The sequence below is a fragment of the Moellerella wisconsensis ATCC 35017 genome (assembly GCF_001294465.1).
Classification (GTDB): Bacteria; Pseudomonadota; Gammaproteobacteria; order Enterobacterales; family Enterobacteriaceae; genus Moellerella; species Moellerella wisconsensis.
Genome location: NZ_LGAA01000003.1, coordinates 41,923 through 61,006, shown reverse-complemented (window position 1 = coordinate 61,006; position 19,084 = coordinate 41,923). Strand labels below are relative to the sequence as shown.

The 19,084-nt window shown below is 38.8% G+C and carries 14 protein-coding genes, 1 tRNA gene and 1 pseudogene; 10 read left to right on the top strand and 6 right to left on the bottom strand.

Annotated features, from left to right (window positions below; translation table 11 throughout):
- The first annotated feature begins 56 nt into the window (after positions 1 to 56).
- The 7 genes and pseudogenes from lldD (at position 57) to M992_RS01225 (ending at position 9,064) form a co-directional block, all read left to right on the top strand.
- Positions 57 to 1,199: an FMN-dependent L-lactate dehydrogenase LldD gene (lldD, locus tag M992_RS01255; protein WP_053907034.1), complete on the top strand. Its 1,143-nt coding sequence runs from the start codon at positions 57 to 59 to the stop codon at positions 1,197 to 1,199.
- A gap of 720 nt (positions 1,200 to 1,919) precedes the next feature.
- Entirely contained in the window at positions 1,920 to 3,542 is a 1,623-nt protein-coding gene (gene mdlC / locus M992_RS01250) for a benzoylformate decarboxylase (RefSeq protein ID WP_053907033.1), read from the top strand.
- Positions 3,543 to 3,607: 65 nt separating this feature from the next.
- Positions 3,608 to 3,838, top strand: a pseudogene (locus M992_RS01245) (AEC family transporter); the annotation flags it as partial.
- A gap of 531 nt (positions 3,839 to 4,369) precedes the next feature.
- Positions 4,370 to 4,651 carry a YtcA family lipoprotein gene (locus tag M992_RS15035; RefSeq protein ID WP_053907031.1) on the top strand — a complete coding sequence of 94 codons (282 nt, stop codon included), beginning with the start codon at positions 4,370 to 4,372 and terminating at the stop codon, positions 4,649 to 4,651.
- Between the two features lie 3 nt (positions 4,652 to 4,654).
- Entirely contained in the window at positions 4,655 to 5,695 is a 1,041-nt protein-coding gene (mdtN, locus tag M992_RS01235; RefSeq protein WP_053907030.1) for a multidrug transporter subunit MdtN, read from the top strand.
- A complete protein-coding gene (locus tag M992_RS01230; protein WP_053907029.1) occupies positions 5,682 to 7,571 on the top strand; it encodes an FUSC family protein in 1,890 nt (629 codons plus the stop codon). Before mdtN ends, M992_RS01230 begins: the two co-directional genes overlap by 14 nt.
- The gene (locus M992_RS01225) at positions 7,568 to 9,064 is read left to right on the top strand and encodes a TolC family protein (protein ID WP_053907028.1); all 1,497 of its coding nucleotides are present in this window, start codon (positions 7,568 to 7,570) and stop codon (positions 9,062 to 9,064) included. Before M992_RS01230 ends, M992_RS01225 begins: the two co-directional genes overlap by 4 nt.
- Positions 9,065 to 9,135: 71 nt before the next feature.
- Here M992_RS01225 and M992_RS01220 read toward each other — a convergent pair whose 3' ends face one another.
- Positions 9,136 to 10,152, bottom strand: coding sequence for a linear amide C-N hydrolase (locus M992_RS01220; RefSeq protein ID WP_053907027.1), 1,017 nt, complete (start codon positions 10,150 to 10,152; stop codon positions 9,136 to 9,138).
- Between the two features lie 749 nt (positions 10,153 to 10,901).
- On the opposite strand from M992_RS01220, the gene M992_RS01215 reads away from it, so the two are divergent.
- Complete coding sequence (locus tag M992_RS01215) at positions 10,902 to 11,405, top strand: hypothetical protein (protein ID WP_053907026.1); 504 nt, start codon at positions 10,902 to 10,904, stop codon at positions 11,403 to 11,405.
- 488 nt (positions 11,406 to 11,893) lie between these two features.
- Here the strand turns inward: M992_RS01215 and M992_RS01210 are convergent.
- The 5 genes from M992_RS01210 to aspA form a co-directional block, all read right to left on the bottom strand.
- Positions 11,894 to 11,969, bottom strand: a tRNA-Phe gene (locus M992_RS01210).
- 125 nt (positions 11,970 to 12,094) lie between these two features.
- On the bottom strand, positions 12,095 to 12,667 hold the full coding sequence (gene dicD / locus M992_RS01205) for a division control transcriptional repressor DicD (protein ID WP_422614656.1): 573 nt from the start codon (positions 12,665 to 12,667) through the stop codon (positions 12,095 to 12,097).
- Positions 12,668 to 12,669: 2 nt separating this feature from the next.
- Entirely contained in the window at positions 12,670 to 14,409 is a 1,740-nt protein-coding gene (locus tag M992_RS01200; RefSeq protein WP_053907163.1) for a protein-disulfide reductase DsbD, read from the bottom strand.
- Between the two features lie 383 nt (positions 14,410 to 14,792).
- Entirely contained in the window at positions 14,793 to 16,115 is a 1,323-nt protein-coding gene (locus M992_RS01195) for an anaerobic C4-dicarboxylate transporter (protein WP_053907024.1), read from the bottom strand.
- Between the two features lie 142 nt (positions 16,116 to 16,257).
- Positions 16,258 to 17,682: an aspartate ammonia-lyase gene (gene aspA / locus M992_RS01190; protein WP_053907023.1), complete on the bottom strand. Its 1,425-nt coding sequence runs from the start codon at positions 17,680 to 17,682 to the stop codon at positions 16,258 to 16,260.
- 398 nt (positions 17,683 to 18,080) lie between these two features.
- Here aspA and M992_RS01185 point away from each other — a divergent pair, with 398 nt between their 5' ends.
- Together M992_RS01185 and M992_RS01180 are read left to right on the top strand one after the other, a co-directional pair.
- Positions 18,081 to 18,611 (top strand): FxsA family protein, encoded by a 531-nt coding sequence (locus tag M992_RS01185; protein WP_053907022.1) that lies wholly within the window; start codon positions 18,081 to 18,083, stop codon positions 18,609 to 18,611.
- Between the two features lie 159 nt (positions 18,612 to 18,770).
- A complete protein-coding gene (locus M992_RS01180; RefSeq protein WP_053907021.1) occupies positions 18,771 to 19,064 on the top strand; it encodes a co-chaperone GroES in 294 nt (97 codons plus the stop codon).
- The last annotated feature ends 20 nt before the right edge of the window (positions 19,065 to 19,084 follow it).

Below are 19,084 nucleotides of genomic sequence, written 5' to 3'. Positions count from 1 at the left end.
GAGATATATAGGCAGCGAGAGCTGTGGTGAGCCGGGCATGTTATAGGATTTTTATTATGATTATTTCCGCATCAACTGATTATCGGGCCGCAGCACAAGCTAAATTACCGCCTTTTTTATTCCATTATATTGATGGCGGCGCTTATGCAGAGCATACTTTACAGCGTAATACGGCAGATTTGGCGGATATTGCTTTGCGCCAACGTGTGTTACGTAATATGTCTGAGCTCAGCCTAGAAACCACATTATTTGGCGAAAAATTAGCGATGCCAATTGCATTAGCGCCAGTCGGATTAACGGGCATGTATGCTCGCCGTGGTGAAGTTCAAGCGGCGCGTGCGGCGGCTAAAAAAGGAATTCCTTTTACCTTATCCACAGTTTCTGTGTGCCCGATTGAAGAAGTGGTTCCGGCTATCGACAGACCTATGTGGTTTCAGTTATACGTGCTGAAAGATCGTGGTTTCATGAAAAATGCATTAGAACGCGCCAAAGCCGCGGGCGTAAAAACCTTAGTATTTACCGTGGATATGCCAACCCCTGGGGCTCGTTATCGTGATGCACATTCAGGCATGAGCGGCCCTAATGCCGCGGTGCGCCGTATTCTACAAGCGGTAGGCCATCCACGTTGGGCATGGGATGTTGGTCTGTTTGGTCGTCCGCATGATTTAGGCAATATCTCAACCTATCGTGGCCAGCCAACCAAATTAGAAGATTATATTGGTTGGTTAGGCGCGAATTTCGATCCTTCGATTTCCTGGAAAGATTTAGAATGGATCCGTGAATTCTGGGACGGTCCAATGGTGATTAAAGGAATTCTGGATGCAGAAGATGCTAAAGATGCGGTCAGATTTGGCGCAGATGGGATTGTGGTTTCTAATCACGGTGGTCGCCAGTTAGATGGCGTGTTATCTACCGCGCGAGCGCTACCCGAAATTGCCGATGCAGTAAAAGGTGATTTAACCATTTTAGCTGATTCAGGGATCCGTAATGGCTTAGATGTGGTGCGTATGTTGGCGTTAGGTGCAGACAGTGTATTATTAGGCCGCGCATTTATTTATGCATTAGCCGCTGCCGGTGAAGCGGGCGTCGCGAATCTGCTGGACTTATTTGATAAAGAAATGCGTGTGGCGATGACCTTAACTGGAGCCAAAACTATTGCCGATATCTCGCGTGATTCTTTAGTTAATTTACCGAAATAATCTGCGTATTAACGCGATATATTTCCCCTCACTAGTTCATCATTTTTTCTAATATTAGGCAGATAATTAAGACTGCCTAATATTTATTTCAATCATTTTTTATTTCTGTGTGGCTTAATCAGTTTGAGTTATTTAATGTATCTCATTGCTATCATTAGGCATTACTAGGGGCGGAATTATCAAAAAAATGCTGTAAAATAAAATGAATTTTTTCTCAATAAATAAACTAAAAATAATGATCAATTTTACCGACTCATCTATTTTAGATTTAAGATAGAAAGAGTCGATATTTTATATGATATTATTTTTCCAGATGATTAATTATCAAAATAAGATTGTTTTTTTAATGTGATTATTAAAATTAATAAAATATTATTTATTTGGATTGACTGATTGTTTTTAGTGTAAATGATAACTAAACTACTTTAGTTAACTGGATGTAGTTTAGTTTTAATTGAATTTAAATAATTATCAGAAAGTTACCTTCAGAAAAAGCAGTATAATCTACCAAATATATTTAAGACTATTTCTAATGAGCTAATAAGCGATGATAATTCAAAATGAAATTTAGTTAGATTTTTACATTAGACTGATGATCAAATCTATGATTTAAATAAATTTATCTATTGATAACCAGATAATTGAATTCCGCTCATCTTATGAATAGTCGAATTTTTAATTGAGTCAGTCTATTTATTTTCAGCATAAGGAATTAACTCCATGGCAGAGAAAACGATTAGAGACGTTACTTTTGAACTATTGCGTCAACTTGAGTTAACTACATTATTTGGAAATCCAGGTTCGACAGAAGAAACATTTTTAAAAAACTTCCCGCAAGATTTTCGTTATATCCAAACGCTACATGAATCTTCTGCTGTTGGTGCCGCAGATGGCTATGCTCAATCTACAAGAAAACCGGCAATCGTTAATGTGCATACTTCCGCGGGTTTGAGTAACTCGATGAGTAATATTATGACGGCAGCACAAAACAAAACGCCGCTCATTATTACTGCGGGAAATCAAACTCGTGAAATGCTATTAATGGAACCTTGGTTGACCAATGTGTCTCCTACCGAACTTCCTAAACCATGGATTAAATGGAGTTATGAGCCCGTTAGAGCCGAAGATGTTCCTGCGGCGTTTATGCGAGCCTATGCGATGGCTGTACAACCTCCTGCGGGGCCAGTTTTTTTGTCGATACCTTTAGATGATTGGGATAAACCGGCATTGAGTGATGCAACCATTCGTAGTGTGTCATCTCAATTCGCCCCTGATCCTTGCCGTATAGCTTCATTTGCTGATCAATTATCTAACGCACAAAATCCCGTATTAATATACGGCGCAGGAATTGCACGCGGGCAAGGGTGGGATATCGGAATTAAGTTGGCGGAAAAACTAAATTGTGATGTTTGGGCTGCCCCCGCATCAGAAGTTACACCTTTTCCAGAGAACCATCCTCTCTATGCCGGTGCCTTGCCTTTCGCCATTAAACCATTGGCTGAAAAGTTAATCGGTTATGATGTCGCAATTGTGATTGGAGCCCCAGTATTTCGTTATTATCCCTATGTTGAGGGTGAATATATTCCTCAGGGATTACAGCTACTGCATATTACCGATGATGCGAGTGAAGCAGGGAGAGCACCGGTTGGTGATAGTTTATTATCCAGTCCAGTATTAGCATTAGAAGCATTATTTAATTTAGTGAAAGAACGATCAACGACGTCTTCTAAAGCATCAGATTACTCTCCACTGCGTCAATCTGAGTTTTCTGTGCAGCCACAAGGAGAGACGCTTTCGGCCTTAGAATTATTTCAGGGGTTACGTAAGTTCACACCTGATAACACTATACTGGTCGAAGAGTCTCCGTCTAATTTAGGGGATTTACATAAAGCCTGGCCAATTGGAAGCCCTGATTCATTTTATACTTTTGCCAGTGGAAGTTTAGGTTGGAATTTACCTGCCAGTATAGGGATCGCATTAGCGGAACGAGATAGCGGTAGAAATAGACCGGTTCTTGTAGTTATAGGAGATGGTTCGCTACAATATTCAATTCAAGGCCTGTGGACAGCAGTACAACATAATTTACCTATTTTATTTGTTGTCCCATCCAATGGTGAATATGCAATATTAAAATCTTTTGCTGAATTAGAAAATACCCCAGGTGTTCCTGGACTGGATTTGCCGGGATTAGATATTGTGTCGTTAGCCAAAGGTTATGGCTGCATAGGCGTTAAGGTGAATACATTGGATGAAATTCGCCAAGAATGTGAAATTGCATTTTCTCGTTCAGTACCGACCGTGCTTGAGGTTCCTATTATTCCTTCTACACCGTCTTTACTGTAAACGATAACTAAAAATATAGGATATAATTAAATATAGTTATGTCCTATACGTAATAAGATTATTAAGAGAATATCTTCTTACCCGCCATAATACTTTGCATTATGGCGATGTTATCACTACCTCATGTTGAGAGAGGTCTGGTTTCTGTCACTTTAGCTATTCCAACAGCATCAATAGCTGTTATTTTTGCTGTAGAATATAAAACTGGCGAACAAGAAATGGCTTCAACTCTATTTTGGAGTACTATTTTATCAGTGATAACTATGGGAGGATTTATTTGGTTTACAGGAAGCTGAAAAATTTGATTTTACATTCTATCTATAAATGAAAGCCTGCTCTAATTAAAATAATTCGATACCAAAGACAAATACTGTCAGTATATATGACTGTCTAGGCGTTAGCTGGGATTAAAAAATACCACAGGCTATCATTTTTTCGGCTGTGGATCTTGATGGCTATAGATGATATAGCGGTAAGCACTGCTAGTTTACCGCTAGAGTAATCAGAGTCATATTTTCACAAAATATATTTATATTTAAGGCTAACCGTATATCACTAAAATAGGGATTTTTTATGTCCTACTGAAGGTGATTAGAATGTTAGGGTGATTAAATGCTTAACTTATTGGTGGATAGGTTTATTGATACTTTTTTTTTAACATAGTTCCAGATGTATTTAATCCCATCGTAAACTGACGAGTGCACAGATCTTTTAGATTTTATGTTTATTAATAATCTTTCGATTTATCATTCGATAATTATGTAAAAAGCTTTATAGTAGCTATTAATTAATACATTAATTGTTCATAAAATGATAGGTACATTCCCTTGGACGTAATTAGACAGTATCGTCATATTATTAGTATTAGCTTGCTATGTATATTCTTGACTGGATGTACGCAAGGGCATTCCCCTTTATTTCCCATGTTAGGGGCTTATTTTCCTTATTGGATGCTGTGTGTTTTAATTGGATTAGTTGGCGCGGTATTATTACGTGTTTTTCTGATTTATTTAGATATCGATGATAAGTTACCTCTCCCTCTGTTATTTTACTTTGGGGTTTTGTTATCAATCGCCATCACCCTCTCCTTAGTTTATTTTTCTCATTAAATTATGAATACAGAAAATAAAAAAAAGTTAGCTATTATTATTACTCTTGGTCTCTTTGTGATCTTAGTGCTATTGCTGTGGAAAAGCCTACAATCCTCTAGTCTGAATCCATTAAGTGAAGAAGCCGTGATTGAGGCCAATAAAATTAATATATCCTCGGTTGTGCCTGGGCGAATTAGCCAATTCTATGTAAAAGAAAATATAGAAGTCAAAAAAGGGGATTTATTATTTACCATTGATCCAACGATGTATCAATTAAGAGTGAATCAAGCAAAAGCAGAATTAGCCGTTGCTGAAGCTACGTTAAATAATAAAAAGAGAGTTATTATCGCCGAAACCTCAAATTCTGAAGTCGCTGAAGAGCAAATAAAACGCGCGCAAGTTAATTTAGCTTTGGCGACACAGTCGTTAAAACGCTTAGAGCCATTATTGGCCAAAGGTTTTGTTACAGCTCAACAAGTTGATGATGCGAGAACATTAAAACGCGATGCTGAAGTGAGCTTAAGGCAAGCTCAAAAACAAAATGTAGCTTCCGAAGCGTTAATTAATAATACCCAATCAGAACAAGCACTGGTTGAATCATTAAAAATGTCACTGGCAATGGCAGAATGGGAATTAAGTAACACCCAAATCAAAGCCCCAAGTAATGGTTATATTGTCGGTTTAAGTATGTCTGCTGGTGAATTTGTACTTTCAGGTCAGTCTATTTTTACCTTAATTGATACCGATACTTGGTTTGCATCAGCCTATTTTAAAGAAACTGAATTAAATAATATTAGAATGGGACGTTGTGCGGTGGTTTACTCAATGATCAATAATCAGCAACCGATTAAAGGAAAAGTGCAGGGTACAGGCTGGGGGGTGATGTCTACCGACTTACTTAATATTCCCAGAGACTTACCTTATGTTCCTAAATCATTAAATTGGGTACGGGTTGAGCAACGCTTTCCGGTCAGAATAATTTTAAATAATCCGCCGAAAGATTTAATGCGAGTCGGTGCTACTGCCACGGTTAATATTGTAGCTAAAGATGATGATTGCTAAAACTTCACTGGTTTTTCAACAAATAAAGCAAGATTTATTGCCATTCAAATTTCGTTTTGCCACCACATGGCGTATTGCTTTGTTGTGTGCGTTAATGGCAGGTATTGCCATGCTTTATGAAATTCCTGAATCAGCGATTAGCTGTTATTTAATTATTTACTTGGTTAAAGCTGATGCCGTTGAAAATATTCTATTGTGCATCGGTGTTATGGTCTTATGCAGTATTGCAGTATGTGTAATCTTTATCTTATTTAATCTCACCCTTCAAGATGTAATGTTACGCTTTTTCTTTATGGCGCTATTTTCTGGCTTATTTATGTATTTATCTTCTGCCAGTAGCCTCGGTGATATTGGAAATTTAATTGCACTAGTTATCGCGTTTCTAATGACACTAATTGATGATATTCCTTTTAGCGATGCTGCGACTCGCGGACTTTTATATGCGTTATTGATGGCGGTATCACCGATGCTATTGGTCATTATTTTTAATTACTTTTTTGGTATTAGCCCACGAAAGTTATTAATTAATAAACTGTCTGAGCGTTTTATTAGTGCTCAGCAATTTTTTTTAGCGCGCGAGCCTTCGGCGATCAAAGTTACGCAGGCCTTAAGTACCCAAGCTGAATGCAAACGTTATTTAATGTTGATTAAACTTTTTTTTCTCAAAGGAAAAAAGGATATTCAGTGGTTAGATAGCATGATTGATAATTCTTATGAAATATTAATTATGTCTTTGAGTCTCCCTGATAATACGCCAACAGCTATTCGTGTGGCACTCTCAGAAAAATGCCAATTTATTGCGCAATGCTTATCTGAAAATCAATGCTTATCTGAAGATCAACAAAATAGGCTCGATGTACTTAAAAATGAATCAATAAATTCGCCTAAATATCAGTCGTTGCTAACTGATTTTCACTCCATCTTATTTAAGCCTAAAGTGATTAGCGATCCTAAAATTAAAATGCCATTTTTTGTTGAAGATGCATTTACTAATCCGAATCATAAATATTTCGCTATAAAAACTACTTGTGCGGCACTGATATGTTATGTTTTTTATGATTATTTTGCATGGCAAGGTATTCATACGGCGATGATCACTTGTTATGTGGTGGCATTAACCTCGGTGGGGGAAACAGTTCATAAACTGACACTGCGGATTATAGGTTGTTTAATTGGTGCTTTTATTGGCATTATTTCGCTAATTTATATTATTCCGCACTTATCTGATGTGTTTAGTTTAATGGTATTAATTTTCTTTTGTATTTTACCTGCTGCTTGGGTAGCTGCAGGTAATGAGCGTATATCGTATGCCGGGGTTCAAGTGGGATTAGCATTCTTATTAACTGTTTTGCATGGCTTTAAACCTAGTTTTGATCTGGATGTCGCCTCTGATAGGATCCTCGGGATCTTATTAGGTAATATCGTGATGTATATTATGTTCACTAAAGTCTGGCCAGTTTCCATAATGACCGCGGTTAATAAGCAAATAAAAAGTCTTTTAGCTAGCTATACTGCACTTAAATTAAAATCTTACGATAATAATGTACAGGCGCTCAGTTTAGTTGCAGCAATAAATGAAGGCATTATTAAATCAAAAGATGATATTAATTTATTAATATTTGAAACACAGTTTAAAGATAAAAATGGTGCATTAATACGTTTCTTTAAGCAGCTTTTAGATCAAATCTCGGTAGACAGTTATCAAAATTACTCGGTTAATTTTAGCTCTTTTAACCATAAAGATACTTTAGATATTAATGCCGATTCTATATCCATCAGTGATTTTAAACGTGATGTATTAGACTCGGTACCGACGACATTATCAGCTCAAGAAAAAGAGCCCGTCATACAAGAACTAATTAGTGAGAAATCATGATGATGGCACCATTAATACCGCATGTAATACTTCATGAAAGAAAAAACTATTTACTCATCTCTTTATTGAGCCTATTGCTTGTCGGTTGTGTTGATACAAGCCGTCCCTTGATGCAAAACGTCCAGCAAACTCTGCCATATTCAAGCGAAAAATATATTTCTTCTACGGCCGAAAATTTATATACCGAACACAGTGAACCTCTCAAAGCGCAGTATAATTTGGCTGATCTGATTGATGTGGCACAAAAAAATAATCCGGAAACACGCATTGCTTGGGAGCTAGCCAAAAAGGCCGCGACGGATGTTGGTATGGTTGAGAGTACTTATTTGCCTGTGATTACGGCAACGGCATTAAGTGGTTACCAACGAGGCACATTAAAGCTGCCACATAATGATTTAGTGGATAAAATCGATGTCTCTAATCATGTTTTTATCCCTGCGGTGACATTTCAATGGTTATTATTTGATTTTGGTAAACGGGCGTCTCTGGCTAATGCAGCAAAGCATGCTTCTTTCGCCTCGGATCTGAATTTTAATCTACTGCATCAGAAAGTGATCCATGACGTTACGATCGCATATTATACTTACGGTGCAGCACAGAAAAAAAAACAAATAGCGTATGAAGCATTAGTACGCAGTAAAAATGTTCTGTATGCGGTAGAGCAGAAGAGGGCGAGAGGGCTAGCGACAGTGCTTGATGTTGCTTTAGCTAAGCAACAGGTGGCTCAATTAGAGCTGCAAAGTGTAGTCGCCAGCGGGAAAGAGAAAGATCAATATCAGCTATTATTATCATCAGTTGGTTTGTCGCCACTTCAATTAATCAATGTTCAATATAGTGATAAAAGTGTGCTTCCTGATGATATTGCGCCTTTAACTCACGATAGAATAAGAAAGGCTCTAGCTCAACGTCCTGATGTATTAGCTAATTACGAGCTGATGCAAGCGGCGATGAAAACCACCCAATCGGTTGAGTCAGATTATTACCCTAAGGTCTATTTAGCCGGTGCTGTTGCTGGAGGAAATAGTAGCTTAGATGTACAGGGATTACCTGGTATTAACCAAAGTACCTCGTCTTCAAACATTTTACTTGGCGTGAGTATTCCTCTTTATGAAGGGGGGATCCGGCAAGCTCGAATGAGGAATGCGCAATCTGATATTCTGATTGCTCAAGAGAATTTACGCAAAAGCCAAGAATTAGCAATTCGAGAAATGAGTTTAACTGAAAATGGATTAAAATCAGCCCTTGAAGCCCATAAAGCCGCGAAAAATTTAGTTGAAACAACCCAATTAAGTTATACCGCCAGTATGGATTTTTACAAAAATGGTTTAGGTACTGTGACGGAAATTAATGCGGCGGAAATAGCCTTGTTTACGGCTGAATTGACTTATATTGATGCTTATACCAGTTCCATCATTGCTGCAGTTGATTTAGCTTTTGCATTAGGAGAGATGGAAAAGGCGTTACCGAGTTATGAGGCGGCTAAGATTAAATAGCCGCGCATTTATATATAAAATTTTAATGGTAGAAGATACAACTTAGCTATCTTCTATTATTAGTCACCATATTAATAAATATCCAGTGGCTGGAAAACAGGCTTACCCGCGGATTTAAATTGATCGATCGAATATTGGCTATAGTTCATTTCACCATATCCTCTCATATAAATGATGCCTTTCGATAAATCGGATAAACTAGTCCACACGGTATATTCAGACAGCAAGACATCGCCTTTTCCTTCACCTTCGCCGATATTATCTACAGTAATATTTTTAGTTCGATCGAAATTATTCATTATATGAGCAAGCGTGTTTATGGCCTCGACTGAGCTATCCACTTGTGGCGCATAAGTACTATAAAAAACCGCCCGCACAAAACGTCCTACTGAGGTATCTGAAGAAGGAAGATTTACCGTCGCAATCCCACTATCTGGCTGAGTTACCTGAATATTTCCCAACAGACTGGTTGATTTATCAATATTAGATAAGTGGCTATAATTATTTAAGTTTTTTAAATGCCATTCAAAATCAGGCCCATTAGTCATAACATGGGTAGGATTATCAAATACCTGTAATTTTCCATTAACTGCTTCAACGGCAATGCAGCCACCTTGCTTATCATAAAAAATATAATGGAAAGGCGACGCTAAATTTCTAAAATTAACTAAGATTGGCGCCCAAAAAAAACCATTTTCTATCGCTTGTTTCACGTCATCTACATTGGCGAAACAGGACAGCGCCCATTCTCCGATAGCCGTAACTGGTAGTGATTTGGCATAGGTATTTGGCTCAAGTGGCGTTAGTGTCGCCTCGGTGATCATATTCGTGCTAAACGTTAACCCTGCGCTATTGAGGCCTTGAAATATATTATGATTATTGCCATCAAAATAAACCTCAGTGGTGACAGCGAGAATATCAAATTTAGAGCTATAGCTTAGCCCCTTTTGACCGTCAGGCGCGGTTTTCTGAAAAAAAGTATTTATTGGATAATAGGTTATCCAAGAAGGTAAGTTTTCGGTTAATTCTAATGTTCGTCCTTGGTAAACGTTATGCTCACTGTCTTTGATTGATAAGCTGGTGCACATGTTATTTATCCCTTCATTTTATTAACGTGCAGGTAATGTAACAAAAATAATGCATAAAATGTGTAAGCATTCTCTCGAAGAGCGGTTATCTGTATAGTTATTTTTATGTATTTAGGAATAATTTGAGAGCAGGAACGATAATCGTATCGGCTCTATTCAGTCAGTCAAATTAGTTAAATCATGCCAGAAATAGTTACTATCTTCGCTAAATGTGCGCCCGATATATTTTCCCTTCACACGCGTTTTCTAATGGATGAGATGAGTTCAATTTTTCTATATTTGTTTTTACGTAATTACTTTTGGTTACGTGACTACCTTGAGATTGACTTAGCAGTAAAATAATACGCAATTTACGAGTATACCATTGATTTATAAATAATAATTCATATTATTTTTTCGCTGGTGTTTACTATCTGATATTATTTAGAGGCAAAATTATTGCTTAAAGTTAATGCGCAATAAGAGTGATGACAGGTCTACTCACTATAGTAAATGTGCATGACATTAATTATTAGGATTAACTTCATTTCTAATCGACTTTATCGCTATTCAACATAATTTTTAGTTATTTTGAGAGTTATCATCTGATGCTGATCGATTGAAGTCATTCTTTGGGACATCCGTACTTACATGTCTCGCGAATCCGAAGCTGAAGTCTCCTTTGCTACGATGGACGATAAAGAGCTGAGTCAATATTACAACAATGGTTAAGATTTTAGAAACAACTTCAATTGCTTATGAGGTTTAAGATGAAACTTTGGGGATATGGAGTAATTATCATATTAGCCTTGGGAAGCGCTTTTTTATTGGGGGGAGTGATGAATCAGCATCCCCGTTACCCTCTTCACCATCTTGTGGAGCAAAGTGTAAAAGATATTATGGAATACCCCGAAGCGACTAGTTATCGAAATATGTCCAGTTATTTTGCTGGATATACGCGTGATAACGGCAAAATTGTGTATGTGTGTGGGGAGGTTTTCCGGTTTAATGAAAATCTGCCAGATGAATTTAAACCATTCATCGTGAAGGCTTACATTAGTGCTGACGATGTTGTTACGTTGTCTATGCCTGTTATTGCATTTGGTCAGCGAATTTTTACTCAAGAACAAGTACAAAAGGTATGGGACTTACGGTGTCATTCACTCACCGACATGAATAACAGCATATTATCTATTAACGATGGTGTGTACACCAATGCTATTGATGATGGTCTGACAACAGAAGGGCAATATATTCAAGACATTAAAGAATGATAAAAAATTTAGATGAATTAGGAAGAGACACATTGGGCTTAAATCCCGATATAGATTCCGAAAGTTAGTGGGATCGATTATAAGTAAATAATTGTGTCTTATTTGATACCTATGCCCTCTGTACTGTTATATGACGGGATCTTCATGTAACCGACAATCCAGCCCGATTGCATTATTGGCGTAGATGAATTAAGCGGGATTGAACAGAGGGTAGCTATCATGAGATGAACTGTTTAGAGCCGATGTATCAATGGGGTATTTATAAATCATGTTTACTGATGATCGCTAAATATTAATATATGGGTGACTTTAGGCGTCGAATTGGTTTTATTGGCTTAGAGGGAGAGTCTGTTCATCTAACAGGTTAAAGAATCCAATAAAATAGGTTAAAGCTAATTGGATCCAAAGAGGGTAAATTCTAGCTGGTATCGTTTTTTTTGCAGTTTTAACGCAAAAAGCCTCGCATTTCTGCGAGGCTTCAAAATTTGTGGTGCCCGGACTCGGAATCGAACCAAGGACACGGGGATTTTCAATCCCCTGCTCTACCGACTGAGCTATCCGGGCAACGGGGCGCATTAAACCGTATTCAGAGGGTGCCGTCAACGTGTTTTTGCAAAAAACCTTACTTTTCTATCTAATTGGTTTGTTTTTATTCAGATTCTGTTTAATAATTGCACGTTATTTGTTTTCTAGCTTAATGCGCCTTGATTGCGGCATAGGGCGATAGTCAGAATATCTTCGGCTAATTGTAAGGCGGTTTCCACATCCTCAATGTTGCGTTGAACTAAAAGTTTGCTTAAGCATCCTTCCAAGACAAGCTCTAGCTGTTTAGCCACGAGTTGGCTGTCTTCAATATCTAATTCATCTAATAATGATTTAGTGAATTGGAACGAGTTGTGTTTTTGTAAGCTGCTCAATTGATGAATAGGGTGCTGAGCAGAAGGGTAGTGATTGCAGGCGGAGATAAATAAACAGCCCGGAAAACGGTTTTCAGTGACACGTTTGTACAGCTGCTGGTAACGCGCTAATAATTTTTGTTGTGGGTTTAGGCTGTCATCTAATAGTACCTGTCGCTGCCAAATTTCAATTTGTTGGCTATGATAGCGCAAGCAATCATAAATTAGGGCTTCATCATCTGGCCAAAATTTACGGATAGTTTCCATCTCTGGTGCTATTTCACGCAAAAGGCTCTCTGTCGATGCAGATAAGCCAAGTTGCTCTAACTGGTTCAAAGCATGGCTAAGGATAGTTTCTCGCTGCACTGTCATTCTTCTGCCCTTATTTTTTGATGAATTAATTCCAGATGCTGATTAAATTTTTTCGCATCCATAAAACCATAGACCCGTGAATTTGGTACTTCGGTTCCTCGATAATAAAACAGGATCGTCGGTAAGCCGTATACATTCAGTTTTTGCAGTAATGCTTGCTGCTCTAAATCATTATCTGTCACGTTAGCTTGTAATAACAACATATCGCTAAGAGCCGAGTGTAATGACGGATCAGAAAAGGTGTATTTTTCGAACTCTTTACAGGCAATACACCATTCGGCGTATAAATCTAACATGATTAGCTGATCTTTGTTGCTCTTGACGGTGGTGCGAATTTCTTGCCATGTATTGACCTGCTTAAAATGCAGATTTTGTAGATAATCTTGGTTTTGTTGCTGACTATCATCCCAAATCATCCGCTGTAACGGCGCAGCAGCCAGCACCATAAGAATGGCAAACATAACTTGTCCACAACGAGCCCAACCAGATTGCCGACGTAATGATAAAGCCAATGCCCAAGCAAAAAAGGCCATTGCTAGCAGGCTACTGAGTCGCTCCCCCCACAGATCACCGAAAATTCGTTCTAATAAAAATACCGGTAATATTAGGATTAAAAAACCAAAAGCTTCTTTAACATATTGCATCCACGGGCCACTGCGTGGCAGTAATTTATGACCAAATAATGCAACGGCAATTAAAGGTAATCCCATGCCTAATGCGTATAAATATAATGTCAGTCCACCGGTCACGATATTGTTGCTCTGAGCAATATATAACAGGATAGCGCTTAGCGGAGCTGTGGTACATGGCGAACAAATTAATCCGGCAAGTGCGCCCATGATGAATACACCGCTACCTGAGCCGTGGGTTTGTTGATTACTCCAGTGGGTTAATCGTGTTTGTAACGAGGAGGGCAACTGTAAGTTAAACAAACCGAACATCGACAGAGCCAGTAAGATAAATAGCCCGGACAGCGAGATTAGCACGATTGGATGCTGTAATGCGGCTTGAAATTGCATTCCCGCTGCAGCCACTATGATGCCTAATAGCGTATAAGTGATCGCCATGCCTTGGATATAACAAAAGGCTAACCAGAAAATACGTTTGAGCTGTTTAGGGCGATTTTGTCCTAAGATTAAGCTGGAGATCAGCGGATACATCGGCAGTACACAGGGAGTAAAAGCCACACCAATACCGAACAATAGCGCCCATAGCGGTGAAAAGGGTTGATCAATATCGTCATCGTCACTGGCAGGCAGAGTAATCGCTAAGGGGTCAAGAGCTGGCGATATATTCGGCGTGATGATTTCCTCATGTAGTTTGGCGCTAACTGCCTCAAGAGGCACTACTTTAGTTTCTGGAGGATAACAATAGCCAGCTTCTGCGCAGCCTTGATAAGTGACCTGGATCAGCGAGTTATGCGGTGCTGACAACAGTGTGACAGGCACATTTAACGAGTCGAAATATACCGAGGTAGCGCCAAAATATTCATCATAATGGGCGGTACCGTCAGGCCATGAAATAGGCGCAATATCAGCGTGTTCTGCAGTTATTTTAAATTGTTTTTGGTACAAATAATAGCCGGGTTGAATTTTCCACGAAAGTACAAGTTGATGGTCTTTTTGTTGAAAATCAAATGCAAAGGCTTGCTCTGCAGGGAGAAATTGAGGGCTAGTAGATTGTCCAGGAAAGGCCGATGCTGGAGCCGTGATGAACAATAGGCTTAGCAGTAGCATGAATGTCAATGGTAGTCGTTTTAAGCTAGACAAAGGATCCCCTGGAAACAGTTCAAAATAGTTCAAAAAAAATAGTTTAGAAAAACAGCCAAATATGATTAATAACTCTGCGGATTATTCATCAATTTATTACAGTTTAGCGCTAACTGAGCGCGGCTAAACTATAACTGATGTCGAACAGAAAGCGAAGTCATCAGCATGAGGTAAAATACCTATTTAATCAAAGAGGAAGAATTCCTATGAGTGTTGCGGTGATTATTCTGATTGGATATAAACATAGGCAAAAATAGTTGGTGTTAGATCTCAAGAAATTAAAAAAAATGCCGTTCATAGTGATTGAACGGCATTGATAGCAGTTTTATAGCCGATCCGCAGGGTTAAACCTAGAGGATCATTCCACCGAATAAGAATCCGAAGGCAACGGCTAAAACTACACCGATGGTACCAGGAATAAAGAACGGATGGTTAAAGACAAAACGCCCGATCCGGGTTGTTCCGGTATCATCCATTTGTACTGCGGCAACTAAAGTTGGATATGTTGGCAGAATAAATAGACCAGAAACCGCAGAGAAAGACGCGATGGCGGTTAGTGGACTAACATGCAGCGCTAATGCCATTGGCATCAGGGCCTTTGCAGTTGCTGCTTGAGAGTACAGTAACGCAGAGCAGAAGAAGAAAATAACCGCTAACATCCATGAATGTTCGTGGATAAGGTCGCCGGCCGTTTCTTTAATCCATTCTAGGTTGTGCTGAACAAAAGTATCACCCAGCCATGCTACACCAAGAATACAGATACAAGCACTCATACCTGCTTTAAAGGTGCTTGAGTTTAGGATGGCATCAGTTTTTACTTTACATAAAATAGTGATAAGTGTTGCCACACTCAGCATGATAATTAGGATAGCATTAGTCGTGTTCATTAATGGTGTCGTGACTAAACCGACGCTTGGGCTATTAATAATTGCATAAGCAACTACTGCAATAACACCGAGTAAAAACAGCAATACTGACGATTTAGCTCCGGCCTGAATTTCTTTAACTTGGGTTCCACGTAACTCAACCAGACCTTCTTCTAAGCGTTTAAGATACACAGGGTCATCAGAAAGTTTAGAGTTGAATGTCCAAGAAACAATGAACGACATCAGCATAATCGCGATAAAGGTAGAAGGCAGTAAAATAGACAGCAGAGTAATATAGCTGACGGTATTTTCAGCGCCGACCATCAATGGATTTTCCATTACCGATGCCATATACACCACCGCCGCAGAAATTGGCGAAGCGGTGATACCAATCTGCGCGGCAACTACCGCGGTAGATAATGGACGGCAAGGCTTAACACCTTGTTCTTTGGCAACTTCAGCGATAACAGGCAGCGTAGCAAGAGAAATATTACCGGTACCGGCGAACAGCGTGAGTAAATATGTGACCAATGGGGCAAGAATAGTGATGTACTTTGGATTACGACGTAATAGTTTTTCAGTTTGATCAACTAGATAATCTAATCCACCTGCTATCTGCATAGCAGAAATAGCAGCAATAACAGCCATAATAATCGAGATAACGTCAAAAGGAATGGTGCCAGGTTTAACGCCGATAGCCGCTAACACTAAAACACCTAGACCACCGGCAAAACCAATGCCGATCCCTCCTAACCGAGCCCCGATAAAAATGGCCAGCAGAACAATAATAAATTCTACGGCTAACATAGTATATTTACTCCTTGAGATAATTAAAATTTTGCAACTATTCTGTTAATTATTTGTTTGAGTACAGAATTAAAAAAGCACGCTATTCACTGGGAAAAACGTGCTTTAATTATTAATACTCAGTAATTCTTATTAGCATTAATTAGTCATCAAAACGTTTAGCTTTATAAGCTGGGTGTTTGAGGTTTTCAACCGAGAAAATATCATCTAATTGTTCTTCGGTTAATAAACCGCGTTCTAGAACAACTTCGCGTACGCTTTTACCTGTTTCAGCACAAATTTTACCGACGATATCGCCGTTATGATGGCCGATGAATGGGTTCAAATAAGTCACGATACCGATAGAATTGAACACGTAACCTTCGCAGATTTCTTTGTTCACGGTAATACCATTGACACATTTTTCAACCAAGTTACGGCAGGCATTACTTAGCAGGTTGATTGATTCAAACATTGCTTGACCAATAGCAGGTTCCATCACGTTAAGTTGAAGCTGACCCGCTTCAGCTGCCATTGTGACACAGGTATCGTTACCGATCACTTTAAAACATGCTTGGTTAACAACTTCTGGGATCACCGGATTAACTTTGGCTGGCATAATGGAAGAACCCGCCTGTAATTCAGGCAGATTGATTTCTTTAATACCGGCACGTGGACCAGAAGAGAGTAAACGTAAGTCATTACATATTTTAGACAGTTTCACCGCGAGGCGTTTTAATGCTGCGTGAACAGTGATGTAAGCACCACAGTCAGAGGTTGCTTCAATCAAATCTTCAGCCGGTAAACAAGGTAATCCCGTCACTTCAGCCAGTTTTTCAACGGCCAGTTTTTGGTAACCAGGAGCGGCATTCAGGCCGGTACCAATAGCGGTCGCGCCTAAGTTAACTTCTAGCAGTAATTCAATGCTGCGTTGTAGATTTTTGCTTTCTTCTTTTAATAACGTAGCGAAAGCACGGAATTCTTGACCGACAGTCATAGGAACTGCATCTTGTAATTGGGTACGACCCATTTTAAGAATGTCTTGATATTCTTCAGATTTCTTTTCAAATCCAGCTTTCAGGTAATCAACAGATTCGATCAGTTTTAGAATAGAATTATAGACCGCAATACGGAAACCGGTAGGATACGCATCGTTGGTAGATTGACTCTTATTCAAATGGTCATTTGGGTTTAGATGCTCATACTCACCTTTTTGGTGACCCATTAATTCAAGACCAATATTTGCCAGAACTTCGTTGGTATTCATGTTCAGTGATGTGCCCGCACCACCTTGGAATACGTCAACAGGGAACTGATCCATGTGTTTGCCTGTTTCGAGAATAACATCACAAGCTTTAACGATAGTATCAGCTATCTGACGAGGTATAGTATGAAGTTCTTTATTAGCCAGAGCTGCCGCTTTTTTTACCATAACCATTCCGCGAATAAATTCTGGAACATCATTTATGGTACGGTCGCTGATATAAAAGTTTTCAATCGCACGCAGAGTATGAACACCATAGTAGGCATCAGCTGGAACTTCTCTTTTACCTAATAAGTCTTCTTCGATACGAGTTTTGTTTGACATGAGAACCTTCTTAAATTGAATTACAGTTGTTACTGCCAGATTATGCGCTTAAAAAATATCTGCTATGAAATTTGACTATCATGAAGCTAAATATAAAGAAATTAATGCTTAGCACTGACTCTTTGACATGATCATATGCTGCTGGCAGATAATTACCTTGAATCTAGATCACTATATAGTTTTATTTATGAAACAGATTGCAAAATATGTGATCATTCTCACGGATGAATCGGGATTATTAGAAAATTTCATCGGTTGAAAATCATTATAGTGCCCCCATTATTATGTCTATCTATTATTTAAAAGCGAATACAGTCAGTCGTCTCTTAGAGGCAGTTCACAAAGGTTTTCCAAGAGGCTAAATTTTACCCCTATTATTGATATATTAAGGAGAACATGTGCGCTGGATACCCCTTATACTGATATGTTTGCTTGTGTACATTGAATCAGTGATATTTGTCCACGTTGCATCAGAAATTGGTGTACTGATGACACTTATCCTTGTTGTGTTAACCTCTTGCTTAGGTATTTCATTAGTTAAAAATCAGGGCACTAAAAATATTGGTTTAATCCAACAGAAAATTGCTGCGGGAGAAAGCCCCGCTGAAGAAATGATTAAAAGCGTAGCCTTGGTTCTGGCCGGAATTTTACTCATCATTCCTGGCTTTTTTACCGATTTTTTAGGCCTTTTATTGTTACTTCCCCCGGTACAAAAATTAATGGTTATGCGTCTGATGCCGCATATTAAGTTTTATCGGCCAGGACAGCCGGGGCAACAGAGTGGTTTCGGTAATTTTGTAAAACCGGATAATCACCAAGGCAATACGTTTGAAGGCGAGTTTCAGCATAAACAGGATGACCGTACTTATACGGTTGAAGATCATCAAAAATCGTCGAATGATGAAAAAGAAGATCATCCAAAACGCTAGTTAGTGCTGCAAATGGGAGATAGAAAATAAAAATTTTTTCGTCTCCCCCTTGAACTCAATTCACTATGACCCCATTTGTTGAAACATGGTACTGGTTCATTTGTCATACTGGTATCGTTCCTTTTACCTGATATGGACCTTATTTTAGGAGAGCTATTAATGAAAATTCGTCCATTGCATGACCGCGTGATCGTCAAGCGTAAAGAAGTTGAATCTAAATCAGCTGGCGGCATTGTTCTGACCGGCACCGCAGCGGGTAAATCAACTCGAGGTGAAGTTCTGGCTGTTGGCCACGGTCGTATTCTTGAAAATGGTGAGATTAAAGCGCTGGACGTAAAAGTCGGCAACATCGTTATTTTTAATGATGGCTACGGTGTAAAAGTTGAAAAAATCGATAATGAAGAAGTATTGATTATGTCCGAAAGCGACATCCTGGCAATTGTTGAAGAATAATTTCTTGCTGAGATATTCTG

Bases quoted from the DNA above. Each gene is read 5' to 3' on its own strand.
- lldD (WP_053907034.1), top strand. From the start codon at position 57: ATGATTATTTCCGCATCAACTGATTATCGGGCCGCAGCACAAGCTAAA.
- mdlC (WP_053907033.1), top strand. From the start codon at position 1,920: ATGGCAGAGAAAACGATTAGAGACGTTACTTTTGAACTATTGCGTCAA.
- mdtN (WP_053907030.1), top strand. From the start codon at position 4,655: ATGAATACAGAAAATAAAAAAAAGTTAGCTATTATTATTACTCTTGGT.
- M992_RS01230 (WP_053907029.1), top strand. From the start codon at position 5,682: ATGATGATTGCTAAAACTTCACTGGTTTTTCAACAAATAAAGCAAGAT.
- M992_RS01225 (WP_053907028.1), top strand. From the start codon at position 7,568: ATGATGATGGCACCATTAATACCGCATGTAATACTTCATGAAAGAAAA.
- M992_RS01220 (WP_053907027.1), bottom strand. From the start codon at position 10,152: ATGTGCACCAGCTTATCAATCAAAGACAGTGAGCATAACGTTTACCAA.
- M992_RS01215 (WP_053907026.1), top strand. From the start codon at position 10,902: ATGAAACTTTGGGGATATGGAGTAATTATCATATTAGCCTTGGGAAGC.
- M992_RS01200 (WP_053907163.1), bottom strand. From the start codon at position 14,409: ATGCTACTGCTAAGCCTATTGTTCATCACGGCTCCAGCATCGGCCTTT.
- M992_RS01195 (WP_053907024.1), bottom strand. From the start codon at position 16,115: ATGTTAGCCGTAGAATTTATTATTGTTCTGCTGGCCATTTTTATCGGG.
- aspA (WP_053907023.1), bottom strand. From the start codon at position 17,682: ATGTCAAACAAAACTCGTATCGAAGAAGACTTATTAGGTAAAAGAGAA.
- M992_RS01180 (WP_053907021.1), top strand. From the start codon at position 18,771: ATGAAAATTCGTCCATTGCATGACCGCGTGATCGTCAAGCGTAAAGAA.